This is a genomic window from Kitasatospora sp. NPDC059747 (genome assembly GCF_042732955.1).
Taxonomy (GTDB): domain Bacteria; phylum Actinomycetota; class Actinomycetes; order Streptomycetales; family Streptomycetaceae; genus Kitasatospora.
Genome location: NZ_JBHWGV010000136.1, coordinates 1 through 12,808, shown reverse-complemented (window position 1 = coordinate 12,808; position 12,808 = coordinate 1). Strand labels below are relative to the sequence as shown.

The window sequence follows — 12,808 nt, the reverse complement described above, 5'->3', positions numbered from 1 at the left end:
GCCCCGCCCGCGCGCGGCAGCGCCACGTCCGCCACTCTCTGCCGCCCCCCCCCCCCCCCGGGGGCCCCCCCCCGCGCCCCCGGCCCCCCCCCCCCCCCGCTCCCGTGTGGTGCTGCGTCAGATCGACCAGACCTGGTCCGAGTACTGCGGGATGCAGTCGAACTGGGTCAGCTTCTGGCCGACGGCCGCCGAGCCCGACCAGCCGATCATGCACTTGTTGCTCTTGACGTTGCGCAGCTGGTAGCCACCGGTCACCGGCTCCAGCTTCCACACCTGGTCGACGAACTGCGAGTCGCAGAAGATCTGCTGGACCTCGGCGCCGTTGTCCGGCGTCTGCCACGGCACGTAGGCGCACTTGTCGGACTTGAGGTTGCGCAGCTGGTAGCCGCCGTCGACCTTCTGGAGGTTCCAGACCTGGTCGACGAACTGGTTGGCGCAGCCGACCTGGACGAGGTTGGCGTGGTCCTCCGGCGTCTGCCACGGCACGTAGGCGCACAGGCCGCTGTAGTTGTTCTTCAGCGTGGCCGTGTGCAGGCGGGTGTCGAACACCCAGCCCGCCAGGTCGTCCACCCGGGTCTCCACCGCACCGGTGCGGGTCTCCGCACCGGAGCCGAGGCAACCGCCCTGCCAGGAGAGGCTGTTGACGCCCGCCAGCTCGACGCCGCCGCCGGCCTTGGCGCGCAGCGCCGGGCCGCCGGTGTCGCCCTTGCAGATCGCGTCCTTGCCGGGCGTCTTGCCGGTGACGGCGACGGTGGTGGCGGTCGAGGACTGCACGGTGAACGAGGCGCTGTGCAGGGTGTTGGGCACCCACTCGTCCTTGGTGCGCCCGTACCCGGCCACCGTCAGCGTCTCACCGGCGGTGGGCGCGGCGCCCACCGCGACGGTCGGGATGCCCTGGGCCGGCTGCGCGAGCTTCACCAGCACCAGGTCACGGTCGGCGCGCGGCACCAGCTCGGTCACCTCGGAGGTGAACCCGCCGCCGGTCGTCAGGTCGGTGCGCCCGACCGTCGCGACCGTCTTCAGCTTCGGCGCACCGGCCTGCAGCGCCTGCGGCTGCGCCGGGTTGTCGGCGAAACAGCTGCTCGCCGTCAGCACCCAGTACGAGTCCACGAGCGAACCGGTGCAGGCGCGCTGGCCGTTGCCGATGTCCAGCTTGGTGGTGAACGCGTACGTGCCGTTCGGCACGCCGTCCCCCACCACCGCACTCGCCGTACCCGCACTCACCAGGCTGCCGACCACGGCGGCCGAGGCCAGCATCCCCGTCATCCACGCGGCGCGCGGACGTGAGCGAAACACTATGGAACTCCTCATTCGGATTGTTGTGGACCCGGCGGCCCCAGGCCGCTCCAGGTCGTCACTTGGAGGCGCGGATCTCCGGCAGCGTGAACTGGCGGTGCTGCGGGTCCTGGAGCTCACGCACGCCCTGACCGCTGGGGCTCGGCATCTTCAGGATCGCGGGGGGCTTCCTCGGCCCGGGCCCGGTCGAGCCTCTGGACAGGATCCGGTCACGCAATCGCGCACGAACCGGCGCGGCGCGCATGGACGAGTTGCCCATTGTCCCCCCTTCCCCTGTGTCCCCTGGTCCGTCAGAAACGGCTGTCACCAGGGCCGTTGCCCCGATGCCCGGAGGAAGCCTAGTGCCGAAATTGCCCGAAAGAAGGGGCGGGGAGAGTTCGTCTTGATCGCATGCCAACTGGCTGATTCGCGACGCGATTCGGCCTTGGACGACATAAACACGCAATAGATCAAGCCAACTGATGGCAAAGGAGGGATTCGTCCGCCTCGCCCGGTTCGTACACCTCCCCAGTCGACCCCGCGACAGCGAAGTGACCGGCCGGTAGGGTGCTGGCGGACGGTCGGCGCGAGTGGAGGCGGAGCGGGAATGAACAGCGACGGGACGGGGTTCTTCACGTCGGTGGCGGACGCCGCAGCGCAGTTGGCCGGTGTCGGGTACCTCGCGTCCACGGCGGTGGCGACGACGGTGTTCCTCGCCGACCGGCTCGGCAAGCCGCTGCTCGTCGAGGGGCCGGCCGGGGTGGGGAAGACGGAACTGGCGAAGGCGGTGGCCGAAATCGGTCGTGCCCGACTGGTTCGGCTGCAGTGTTATGAAGGCATCGACGAGTCCCGCGCCCTCTACGAGTGGAACCACGCCAAGCAACTGCTGCGGATCACCGCCGGACGCGACGAGGGCTGGGACGAGGCGCGCACCGACATCTTCGGCGAGGAGTTCCTGCTCACCCGGCCCCTGCTGACGGCGATCCGCGGTGCCGAGCCGACGGTGCTGCTGGTCGACGAGATGGACAAGGCCGACGTCGAGGTCGAGGCGCTGCTGCTGGAGGTGCTCAGCGACTTCCAGGTGACGGTGCCCGAGCTCGGCACCATCACGGCGACCCGCCGGCCCTTCGTGCTGCTCACCTCCAACGCCACCCGCGAGCTGTCGGAGGCACTGCGCCGGCGCTGCCTCTTCCTCCACCTCGACTACCCGGACGCCGAGTTGGAGCGCCGGATCGTCCGCGCCAAGGTGCCGGGCCTGGACGAGACGCTCGCCGCGTCACTCGTGCGGGTGGTCGGCGCGCTGCGCGCGATGGAGCTGCGCAAGGCGCCGTCCGTCGCGGAGACGATCGACTGGGCGCGCACGCTGCTCGCCCTCGGTGCGGACACGCTGGACGAGGCGGTGGTCCGGGACACCCTCGGGGTGATCCTCAAGCACCAGGACGACGTGCGGAAGGCCGCCGAGAAGCTCACCGCCGTATGAGCGCCCAGCACCCCCCGGGTCCGCAGGACACCGCCGCCCGCCTCACCGGCCTGGTCCGCGCCCTGCGCGGGCACGGCCTGCGGATCGGCCCGGCCGAGACGGTGGACGCGGCGGCCGTGCTCGACGTCCTGGGCTTCGCCGACCGCGAGCAGATGCGGGCCGGACTGGCCGCCGCACTGCTGCGCTCGGACGGCCAACGGGCCGTCTTCGACGCCACGTTCGACCTGTTCTTCCCACTCGGCGTCGGCACCCCGGAGGCCGCGCGCCACGTCGAACCGCAGGACGACGCACCGCGTTTCGGCCGCCCCGACCCCGTCCGGGACGAGCTGCGCGAGCGCATCGCCGCCGCGCTCGCGGCCGACGACCGGGCCGCCCTCGTCGCGCTCGCGGGCGAGGCCGTCGAGGCCTTCGGCCGCTACGGCACCGGCTCGACCCCCGGCTCGGACGGCTGGTCGGCCCACCAGGCGCTCGGCCGGCTCGCCCCCGAGACACTGCTCGCCCGCGTCCTCGCCGCCCTGCGCGAGCCGAACGGCGCCCCGTCCCACGACGTCTCCGACCTCGTCCTCGCCGACGAGATCCGCCGCCGCATCCGGGACTTCCGTGCCCTCGCCGCCGGTGAGGCCCGCCGCCGCGTCGCCGAGCTGCGCGGCGCCGAGCGGATCGCCGAACGGGCCGTCGCCCCGACCGCCGACCGGATCGACTTCCTCGCCGCCGGCCGCGACCAGCTCGCCGAACTCCGGCGCACCGTCCACCCGTTGGCCCGCAAGCTGGCCACCCGGCTGGCCGCCCGGCGCCGCCGCGCCGCGCGCGGGCAGATCGACCTGCGCCGCACCCTGCGCCGCTCGCTGTCCACCGGCGGGGTGCCGCTGCGCCCGGCGTACCGGCTGCGCCGACCGGCCCGGCCGGAGCTGGTGCTGCTGTGCGACGTGTCCGGCTCGGTGGCCGGCTTCGCCGACTTCACCATGCTGCTGGTGCAGGCGATGAGCGAGCAGTTCGGCAAGGTCCGGGTGTTCGCGTTCGTGAACCGCACCGCCGAGGTGACCGACCTGCTCGCGCGCGGCGGCACCGACCCGGCCCGGCTGGCCGCGCGGATCCTCACCGACGCCCGGGTCATGGGCCACCACGGCAGCAGCGACTACGGCTCCGCACTGGGCGGGTTCGCCGAGCGGCACCTGGACGCGGTCGGCCCGCGCACCTGCGTGCTGGTCCTCGGCGACGCCCGCACCAACCACCGCGACCCGAACCTGGACGCGCTGCGCCGGATCGCCGGCCGGGCGCGGCAGGTCATCTGGCTCAATCCCGAACAGCCCGCGCTCTGGCCGACCGGCGACTCCGCCGCGCTCGCCTACGCGGGCGTCGTGGAGATGCACTCCTGCCGCAACGCCCGCCGGCTGGGCGAACTGATCGCCCGGCTGCTACCCGTCTAACCCTCCGAAGCTCCGTTCTCCACGTGCGCGAGGAAGTCCAGAAGCGCCGCCGTGACCTCCGCCGGCCGCTCCTGCTGCGTCCAGTGGCCGGTGTCCGGCAGGCGGACGTGCTTGTGGAGGCGGGGCGTGAAGGTGGTCAGCAGGAGCTCCAGGACGTCCCGGGGGACCATCGCGTTGACGAGGTCCCGCTCGCCGACCACGAACAGCGCGGGCGCCTGGACCGGGCGGCCGGCGAACGCCGCCATCAGCTCGTTGTTCCGGTCGATGTTGCGGTACCAGTTGAGGCCGCCGGTGAACGCCCGCTCCCCGTGGGTCGCGTAGTCGGCCACGTAGGCCTCGATGTCCGACTCGGTGATCCAGGCCGGCAGCCGCTCCGGCTCCGGGACGGTGTCCAGCAGCTTCTGCCCTTCGGGGACGACCCACACGGCCGGCTCGGCGCCGGGCCCGGAGCCGGCGTAGACGCGGCGGAAGGTGGACGCCGGGTCGGCCGCGAGCTCGGCGTCGGCGCGGCCGGGCTCCTGGAAGTAGTTCTGGTAGAAGCCGTCGCCGAACTGCGCGCGCGACTCCGCGAGCGGGCGCGGTCCGCTCGGCAGCGGCGGCACGCTGAGCCCGGCGACACCGCGCACGAGGTCGGGCCGCAGCGCCGCCGTGGCCCACGCCACCGGCGCGCCCCAGTCGTGGCCGACCACCACGGCCTGCTCGGCGCCGAGCGCGCCGATCAGCGCCGTCGCGTCGCCGACGAGGTGCAGCAGGGTGTACGCGTCGATGCGCTCGGGCTGCTCACTGCGCGCGTAGCCGCGCTGGTCGGGGGCGACCACCCGGTAGCCGGCGGCGGCGAGCGGCGCGAACTGGTGCCGCCAGGAGTACCAGCTCTCCGGGAACCCGTGCAGCAGCAGCACCAGCGGGCCCTCGCCCTGCTCGGCGATGTGCAGCCGCACACCGTTCACCTCGACGTGGCTGTGCTTGATCGCGTCGCTCAACTCCCGCTCCCCTGTTCGACATCGGAATCCGTTGCGGCCATTCGTTCGGACCCTGCCCAGCGGTACCGGCCGGAAACGCGGCCGAGGCCGCCCCGGGAATCCGGGACGGCCTCGGCGCGTGGTGCGCGGTGGGTCAGTTCACCGTGTAGCTGTACGGCAGGGCCGCCAGCACCGCACCGGTGGTGCTCACGCTGTTGTTGGCGGTGGCCACACCGGTCGGGCCGGACACCAGGTACAGGACACCGTGGACGGTGCTGCCCTTCGCGCCGGTCGGGGTGATGGTCACCTGCAGCGAGCCGGTGGCGCCGGGGGCGACGGTCACCGGGGTGGCGGCCGGGGCCGTGGCGTTGACCGACGCGGCGTAGATGTCACCGGTGCTGGAGGTCAGCGCCGGGTCGAACGCCAGGGTGTGGGCGGTCGCGGTGATGGTGGCCGAACCGGCCGGGGCGCCCGCGTTGGAGAACGGGCCGATCTGCTGGAGGAAGGTGCCCCACAGGCCGGGAACGACCGGCTGGGAGGCGGTCCCGTTGGACGTCACGACCGAGATGGTCGAGCCGTTCTGGGCCTTCTTCAGGTCGCCGAACAGGTCCGGCGAGGCGGTGGTGGCGCTGAGCTCCAGCTGGGCCGGGGTCGTGGACGCGGCCACGCCCTTCAGCTGGTCGGTGCCCGGCGGAACCAGGAACGACGGGACCGAGGAGGTCAGCGACAGCGGCAGGGTGACGGCGGACGAGGCGCCCTGCGGCACCAGGTTCACGTCGGTGCGGCGGTCGAGACGGCCGTCGGCCGCGATCTGCTGGGTCGCCACCGTGTTGTTGGTGTAGTTGACCTGGAAGGTCACCGGCTTGTTGGCGGCGAGCTTGGTCTTCGCGTCGGTCGGCAGGCCCGCGGCGGTGGCCACGTTCTTGTTGAAGCCGATGGTGCCCGCGAAGTCCTGGCCGAGCTGCTGACCGCTGACCGAGCCGATCACGTTGAACACGAAGCGCCAGCGGCCCTCGGCAGGGTTGACCGCGGTGGCCGAGACGCCCGCGCCGGTGCCGGTCAGGTTGCCCTGGGCGTCGAGGAGGGCGTTGCCCTCGATGTCGACCGGGGTGCCGTTCGGGCTGATGAGCGCGCCCTGCATGAGGAGCTTGGAGTCCTTGACGGTGACGCCGACCCGCAGGTCCTTCTGGCCCTTCGGGACGTCGAACGCGTAGGAGAAGCTCTGCGTGGGCGAGCCGCTGCGGCCGTTGCCGCCGGTGATGGTGCCGGAGAAGGCGCCGTCGCCGTTGGTGACCGGCACGAGGCTGCGCAGGATGACCGGGACGCTGGTGGTCTGGCCGTTGGAGCTGGAGACGGTGACCGCCTCGCTGGAGTCGCCGCTGGTGGCCGGGGTGGTGACCTGGACCTTGAGGGTCTTGGTGTCACCCGGCTCGATGTCGACGACGTTCGGGCCCACGGTGCCGGCCGGCTCCGCGCGCTGGAAGGTGGCGCCGAGCTGGACCGGGCCGGTGTAGCCGCCCTTGCCCTGCGGGGTGTAGAGGACCGCGGTCCAGTCGCCGGCGACCGGGTGCGGGACGTCCACCAGGCCGAAGTTGGCCGGGGTGGCACCGCCCTGCGGGCGGGTGTTGGTCTCGAAGCGGCCGCTCGGGTCGAGCAGCGTCATGCGGACGACCGGACCGTTGACGGTCGGGTTGGCCGCACCCTGCCAGGCGATCGACGCCGCGAGGCGGTCGGCGCCGGCCGGAACGGTGATCTTGACCTGCTGCTTCACCCAGGTGGCGCCGTTGGTGGCGTACTTGAAGGTGTCGGTGGAGGCCGAGTCCATCTTGACGGTCTGCTGGCTGTTGCCCATCAGCGCGAAGCTGCGGGTGGCGGCGCTGACCGTCTGGGTGGTGTCACTGGTGTTGGTGACGCTCACGTCGGCGGTGTGGGTCGAGCCCGGGGCACCGGCGATGTCGAGCTGACCGGTGTTCACGACGACCTGGCTGCTGCCGGGCGTGCCGTCACCGTCGTCGTAGCCGCGGGCGGCCTCGACGGCGCCGCGGACGTTCAGCAGACCCGCGCCCTGCTCCTCGGCCGGGACGCCGAGGTCGGTGGCGGTGCCGGTGATGAACTTCTTCACCAGGGCCGGGGACGGCGAGTCGCCGCCGTGGGTGTCGCGGTAGGCCTGGATGACCAGGGCCGCGGCGCCGGTCACGAACGGCGCGGCCTGCGAGGTGCCACCGAAGGACTGGATGCCCGCGGCCTTGCCGCCGAAGCCACCGCAGTCGGTGAACTTGGTGACGTCGGTCGAGCACAGGGCCCAGTCCGACTCACCCGGGGCGACCAGGTCGACCGAACGGCCGGCCTGGGTGAAGCCGCCCGAGGACAGCGCGGAGATGCGGTTGTTGCTCCAGGTCTTGTTGGAGAACCCGGCACCCGCGTAACCGGTCTGCTGGTAGTTCTGGTTGTCCGTCGAGGCGCCGACCGCGATGACGTTCGGGTCGGTGGCCGGCGAGCCGACGGTGCCGCTCAGGCCGGCGTCGCCGGAGGAGACGGAGACCGTGACACCGGCCTTGACGGCCTCGTCGTTGAAGAGCGAGATGGTGTCGTGGGCGCTGGAGTCCGGCGTCGGGTTGCCGCCGAAGGACTCGTTCAGCACGTCGACGTGCTGGACCCGCACCGCGTAGTCGATCGCCTGCAGGATCGACGAGTTGGACATCATCTCGCCACCCGCCTTGAGGGCGACGAGGTCCGCGTCCGGGGCGATGCCCTTGACGCGGATGGTGCAGCCGGCCGGCAGCGGGTGCGCCGTCTGGTTCACGAAGTTCGCGACGTCGTAGACCTGGCGGCCCTGGGCGATGACCGCCGAGGCGTCGCCGAAGGCTTCCGCGCCACCGGTGGGGGAGTCCCAGCCGGAGCCCGAGAAGTCCTGGTAGTCGACGACGGCGTGCGAGCCGTCGGCCCGGACGAAGTCCGGGTTGTTGGGGTCGAGGCCGTCCGCGATGTAGGCGACCTTGACGCCCTTGCCGGTGGCCAGGTCGGCCGCGCCGGCCTTGCCGTTGCCGGTGGCCACGCGGGTCGAGTAGAGGCCCTCGGGCTCCAGCAGCGGCTTGCTCGGGTCGGAGGGGCAGACCGTGTTGGTCGCGTTCTCCTCGGGAGCCTGGGCGCCGTTGCTGCCCGTAACGGCGTTCGGGGTCGCGGCGGCCGTCGACGCCTTCGCGCTCTCGGCGGCCTGGGCGGCCTTCGCCTTGGCGGCGACGGCCGGGGTGACGGCGACCGGGGCGTCGGCCACCACGGTGGCGACGGCCGGGTCGGCCTGGAGCTGCGCCTTCAGGGCCGGGCTGACCGTGGCCGAGAAGGCGTTGCCGAGCACGAAGCTCTTGACGTTGGTGCCGCCGTTGGCCTTGACCTTGTTCAGCAGCGGAGCCTGGGCGTGCTCGGTCTTCTGCTGGCGTGCGCCCACGTGGCCGTTGTCGGCCGGGGCGTCCGCTATCTGGTCCTTGAGGATCACGATCACCGGCACCGGGGCCCCGTCCGCCGACGCCTGGGGGGCGCTGGTGGTGTCGGGGATCGGAGCGCCGAACGCCGTGGTCCCGAAACCGAGGACCATGGACGCGGCAGTGACCGTGACGGCGGCTGCTAGCTGGGATTTCCGCCAGCCGATCAATGGACATCCTTTCGTCTGATGAGACGTCAGGTTGCACGGTCCAGCCTACGCGGATCCTGGTCGGCCGCGTGGTTGCTCCGGACCGCGCGTCCCGACAGCGGACGCATTCCAGCGCATCCGGCACGACCACGACAAGGGGGGATTTCCCCATCGAAAAGTAAAAATGACCATCGGTAAGTAAAATGCAGGACGGAAATCCGGCCATCGCAGACCTTTACCCTGCTCTCACCTGCGAAGCAGTGCCTGATCATCCCCGTTCACCCCACTGGCGAACATCGGACACTGGCGAACAACCGCCACCCGGTACCGGGCGAAAACGGACCGCGCCCCGGGTGCGCTACTGACCGGTTGTCTCTCTTCCCTGTCAGCACCGGGCCAAACAGGGGCCGTTCCGGCCAGGGATACGGATGGGCACCCGCGCCGGGTTCGGGGAGGTCCGGGCGTTCGTCGGCGAACGCCCGGACAAACGAACCCCGACCGGATGCAATCAGGACATCGTGAGTTTTTCCTGAGCGTCGGCCAGGTCCTCGGCCGTCGGCGCGTCGTCCTGGGTGAGCCGGTAGCGCCAATAACCCGAGAAATCGACAAATATCTTTGGCACCCCGCACTCCCCCACCAGGTACCGGCGCAGCGCCCGGACGGCGTCCGCCTCGCCGGCCAGCCACGCGAACGGGGTGCCCGCCGGCAGCTCGGCGGCCCGGACCGCCTCGGTCAGCACGACGCCCGGGCGGGCGCCGCCGCGGTACAGCCAGCGGACGGTCAGATCGGCCGGCCCGTCCAGCGGCTGTCGCTCCGACTCGTCCGCGACCTCGACGAACGCGAGCGCCCGGACGCCGGCCGGCAGCGCCCCGACCAGCGTGGCGATCGCCGGCAGTGCGGACTCGTCGCCGGCGAAGAGGATCCAGTCGGCGGTGGCGGCGGCCTCCGCGAGCGGGACCTGCCGGGCGTACAGCTCGGACGGGCCGACCATGCCGAGCCGGTCGCCGGGTTCGGCGCGCAGCGCCCACGCGGACGCGGGCCCGGTGTCGCCGTGCAGGACGAAGTCGATCTCGATCCGCCGGGTGCCGGGGACGCGGCGGCGGACGGTGAAGCTGCGCATCAGCGGGCGCTCGGCCTCGGGAATGGCCAGGTAGGCCTGGTACCAGCCCATGGGGTCGTCGCCCTGGGCGGGAAGGACCGGCTCGGACTGGCCGGGGCGGGGGAAGCAGAGCTTCACCTGCTGGTCGGGCGCGCCGCCGACGGTGTCGTCGAGGGCGGCGGCCTCGAACGTGACCCGGGCGGTGCGCGGCGTGATCCGGCGGACGGCGGCGACCTCGACGAAGGTGACGGGCAGGGTCAACGCGGAACTCCTTCCAATCTCGCGGATTGGTAACCTTACGACATAAAGAGTTGCTGTGACGCGGTTACTTTACACCATAAGGAGTTCCTGGAATGGTCGTGTACGCCGGGCAGGGCGACGCCCGCCGCTCCCTGTCCCTGCTGTGGCGCGCCCCCGGCGCCGAACCCGCCCCGCGCACCGGGCGCAGCGGCCCCAAGCCCGGCCTGAGCGTGGACGCGATCGTGTCGGCGGGAATCGCCGTGGCCGATTCCGAGGGCATGGCCGCGCTCTCGATGCGGGCCGTCGGCGAACGGCTCGGCCGCACCGCGATGGCGCTCTACACGTACGTCCCGGGAAAGGCCGAACTGCTGGACCTGATGCACGACCGGGCGCTCGCCGAAATGCCGGCGGAATCCGACGGCTCCGGGGACTGGCGGGCCGCCGTCACCGCCTGGGCCGAGGCGCTGCACGCCTGCTACCTGCGCCACCCCTGGATGCTCCAGGTCTCGCAGGCCCGCCCGGTCCTGGGCCCGGCCGAACTCGCCGCCATGGAGGCCCTGTTGCGCGCCCTGCGGCCGGCCGGACTGCCGGCCCGGCGGCTGCGCGGGGCCGTCGGCGCGCTGTGGCAGTTCGTCCGCGGGATGGCCGGCGTGGCCGCCGAGGCCCGCGACGCGGCCACCGCGACCGGCGTGGCCGACGCGGACTGGTGGACCGCCCGCTCGGCCCAACTCGCCGAACTCGCGCCCGACTTCGCGGAGCGCTTCCCGCTCCTGACCGCCCTGGAGAGCGGCGGCGACCCGGATCCGCAGGCGCGCGACCGCGAGGGCTTCCGCAGCGGCCTCGCCGTGCTCCTCGACGGGATCGCGGCGCCGTCCGCCTGACCGTCCTCCCCCACTCAGTCCCGCCGGGCCGCCGGGATCGCCAGCAGCACGCCCAGCGCCAGCAGCACCGCGTACCCGACCGTCTCGTGCCCGGCCGGGACGAGGAAGCGCACGAAGCCGAACAGCCGGAAGCCCCCGAGGTGGTCGGAGAGCAGGCCGGTCGCACCGCCGAGGATCAGGACGAAGCCGAGGTAGCCGAGCAGGGTCTTCATACCGGAAGCCTAGGAACACGGCTCCTCCCGGTAATCCGACTTTCGGCGCGACCTCGACCGACCAAAGTGGCGGCGAACCGGGCGGGGACGGCGCGTAGCCCGGGCACCGGGCGGGGACGGCGCGCAGGCCGGGCACCGGACGGGGAAGGCGCGCAGCCCGGGCACCGGGCGGGGACGGCGCGCAGGCCGGGCACCGGGCGGGGACGGCGCGCAGGCCGGGCACCGGGCGGGGACGGCGCGCAGCCCGGGCACCGGACGGGGACGGCGCGTAGCCCGGGCACCGGACGGAGCAGCAGGCACGGCGGCCCGGCGGCGGCGCGGGTACGTTCGCGGTGTGCAGCAGATGTCACCGCATGCGGGCAGGCTGGCCGCGGCCTCCGCCGTGTCCGTCCTCGTGCTCGTCGCGACCGCCCCGGCGGCGGCCGGACAGGACTCCACCTCCGTCGTCGGCGGCGAGCGGCTCGGCCGCCCCGCCGTCCAGGTCGCCCCGCTCGCCGGCGCCCCCGCGCTCCCCACCGCGCTCAGCGGGCGCTCCTGGGTGGTCGCCGACGCCGGCACGGGCGAGGTGCTCGCCGCCCAGAACGCCCACCTGCCGCTGCCCCCGGCCAGCACGCTGAAGATGCTGTTCGCGGACACCGTCATGACGAAGTTCGACCGCGCCGACGTCCACCAGGTGACCCAGGCCGAGCTGGCCAACCTCGGCGCCGGGAGCAGCCTCGTCGGCGTCAAGGAGAACCTGCCCTACCGCGTCGAGGACCTCTGGCGGGGCGTCTTCCTCAGCTCCGGCAACGACGCCGTCCACGTGCTCGCCCACATGAACGGCGGCATCGCGCAGACCGTCGCCGAGATGCAGGCCCGCGCCAACACCCTCCAGGCCCGCGACACCAGGGTCGTCTCGCCCGACGGCTACGACATGGACGGACAGGTCTCCTCCGCCTACGACCTCACCCTGTTCGCGCGCGCCGGGCTGCGCATCGCCGACTTCCGCTCCTACTGCTCGACCCGCACCGCCCACTTCCCCGGCGGGCTGGACAAGCTCACCGGGCAGCGCACCAGCTTCGACATCGCCAACACCGACCGGCTGCTGGGCAAGTACCCGGGCCTGATCGGCGTCAAGAACGGCTACACCACCAACGCGGGCGCCACCTTCACCGGCGCCGCCGAGCGCGGCGGCCGGACCCTCCTCGTGACGGTCATGCATCCCGAGGCCCAGGGCAAGGTGTACGACGAGGCGGCCAGCCTGCTCGACTGGGGCTTCGCGGCCGCCGGCAAGGTGCAGCCCGTCGGCCGGCTCGTCGACGACACCGCGCCGGTGACCGCACCGGGCGCCCCGGGCGCACCCGGCACCCCGGCGGGCACCGCCCCCGCCGCCGGGGCCGAGCCGCAGGCCGCCCAGGACGAGGGGCACGGCCTCGGCCCCGCCGCGTGGACGGCCGCCGCCCTCGGCGCGGCCCTCGTCCTGTGGGCGGCGGGCCGCACAGCCGCACGCCGCCGCGGGGGGGGGGGGGGGGGGGGGGCGCCCCCCCCCCGGGCCCCCCCCCCCCCCCGCGCCCCCCCCCCCCCCCCCCCACCGCGGCCCCGACCCACCCCACCCGCCCCCCCCACCC

9 protein-coding genes are annotated in these 12,808 nt (G+C 73.2%); 4 read left to right on the top strand and 5 right to left on the bottom strand.

Annotated features, from left to right (window positions below; translation table 11 throughout):
• Positions 1 to 117: 117 nt before the first annotated feature.
• A complete protein-coding gene (locus ACFV4G_RS37320; protein WP_380446916.1) occupies positions 118 to 1,296 on the bottom strand; it encodes a trypsin-like serine protease in 1,179 nt (392 codons plus the stop codon).
• A 586-nt stretch (positions 1,297 to 1,882) separates the two neighbouring features.
• On the opposite strand from ACFV4G_RS37320, the gene ACFV4G_RS37315 reads away from it, so the two are divergent.
• Both ACFV4G_RS37315 and ACFV4G_RS37310 read left to right on the top strand, forming a co-directional pair.
• Positions 1,883 to 2,755 carry an AAA family ATPase gene (locus tag ACFV4G_RS37315; protein WP_380446914.1) on the top strand — a complete coding sequence of 291 codons (873 nt, stop codon included), beginning with the start codon at positions 1,883 to 1,885 and terminating at the stop codon, positions 2,753 to 2,755.
• Positions 2,752 to 4,182 carry a VWA domain-containing protein gene (locus ACFV4G_RS37310; protein WP_380446911.1) on the top strand — a complete coding sequence of 477 codons (1,431 nt, stop codon included), beginning with the start codon at positions 2,752 to 2,754 and terminating at the stop codon, positions 4,180 to 4,182. The genes ACFV4G_RS37315 and ACFV4G_RS37310 overlap by 4 nt, the downstream gene beginning before the upstream one ends.
• On the opposite strand, the gene ACFV4G_RS37305 is transcribed toward ACFV4G_RS37310, so the two are convergent.
• From ACFV4G_RS37305 to ACFV4G_RS37295, 3 genes are all read right to left on the bottom strand, one after another.
• On the bottom strand, positions 4,179 to 5,162 hold the full coding sequence (locus ACFV4G_RS37305) for an alpha/beta fold hydrolase (RefSeq protein ID WP_380446909.1): 984 nt from the start codon (positions 5,160 to 5,162) through the stop codon (positions 4,179 to 4,181). The genes ACFV4G_RS37310 and ACFV4G_RS37305 overlap by 4 nt on opposite strands.
• 133 nt (positions 5,163 to 5,295) lie before the next feature.
• Positions 5,296 to 8,733: a S8 family serine peptidase gene (locus ACFV4G_RS37300; RefSeq protein ID WP_380446907.1), complete on the bottom strand. Its 3,438-nt coding sequence runs from the start codon at positions 8,731 to 8,733 to the stop codon at positions 5,296 to 5,298.
• Positions 8,734 to 9,277: 544 nt separating this feature from the next.
• Positions 9,278 to 10,129, bottom strand: a complete 852-nt coding sequence (locus ACFV4G_RS37295; protein WP_380446905.1) for a siderophore-interacting protein — start codon at positions 10,127 to 10,129, stop codon at positions 9,278 to 9,280.
• A gap of 92 nt (positions 10,130 to 10,221) precedes the next feature.
• Between ACFV4G_RS37295 and ACFV4G_RS37290 the strand changes: the two genes are divergently transcribed.
• Positions 10,222 to 10,989 carry a TetR/AcrR family transcriptional regulator gene (locus tag ACFV4G_RS37290; protein ID WP_380446902.1) on the top strand — a complete coding sequence of 256 codons (768 nt, stop codon included), beginning with the start codon at positions 10,222 to 10,224 and terminating at the stop codon, positions 10,987 to 10,989.
• A 14-nt stretch (positions 10,990 to 11,003) separates the two neighbouring features.
• On the opposite strand, the gene ACFV4G_RS37285 is transcribed toward ACFV4G_RS37290, so the two are convergent.
• Complete coding sequence (locus ACFV4G_RS37285; protein ID WP_380446900.1) at positions 11,004 to 11,201, bottom strand: hypothetical protein; 198 nt, start codon at positions 11,199 to 11,201, stop codon at positions 11,004 to 11,006.
• Between the two features lie 343 nt (positions 11,202 to 11,544).
• Between ACFV4G_RS37285 and ACFV4G_RS37280 the strand changes: the two genes are divergently transcribed.
• A partial coding sequence (locus ACFV4G_RS37280; RefSeq protein WP_380446943.1) for a D-alanyl-D-alanine carboxypeptidase family protein occupies positions 11,545 to 12,808 on the top strand: 1,264 nt, incomplete at its 3' end.

What these genes read in the sequence shown, in the direction of transcription:
- ACFV4G_RS37315 (WP_380446914.1), top strand. Translation starts at nt 1,883, where the DNA reads ATGAACAGCGACGGGACGGGGTTCTTCACGTCGGTGGCGGACGCCGCA.
- ACFV4G_RS37310 (WP_380446911.1), top strand. Translation starts at nt 2,752, where the DNA reads ATGAGCGCCCAGCACCCCCCGGGTCCGCAGGACACCGCCGCCCGCCTC.
- ACFV4G_RS37300 (WP_380446907.1), bottom strand. Translation starts at nt 8,733, where the DNA reads ATGGTCCTCGGTTTCGGGACCACGGCGTTCGGCGCTCCGATCCCCGAC.
- ACFV4G_RS37290 (WP_380446902.1), top strand. Translation starts at nt 10,222, where the DNA reads ATGGTCGTGTACGCCGGGCAGGGCGACGCCCGCCGCTCCCTGTCCCTG.
- ACFV4G_RS37285 (WP_380446900.1), bottom strand. Translation starts at nt 11,201, where the DNA reads ATGAAGACCCTGCTCGGCTACCTCGGCTTCGTCCTGATCCTCGGCGGT.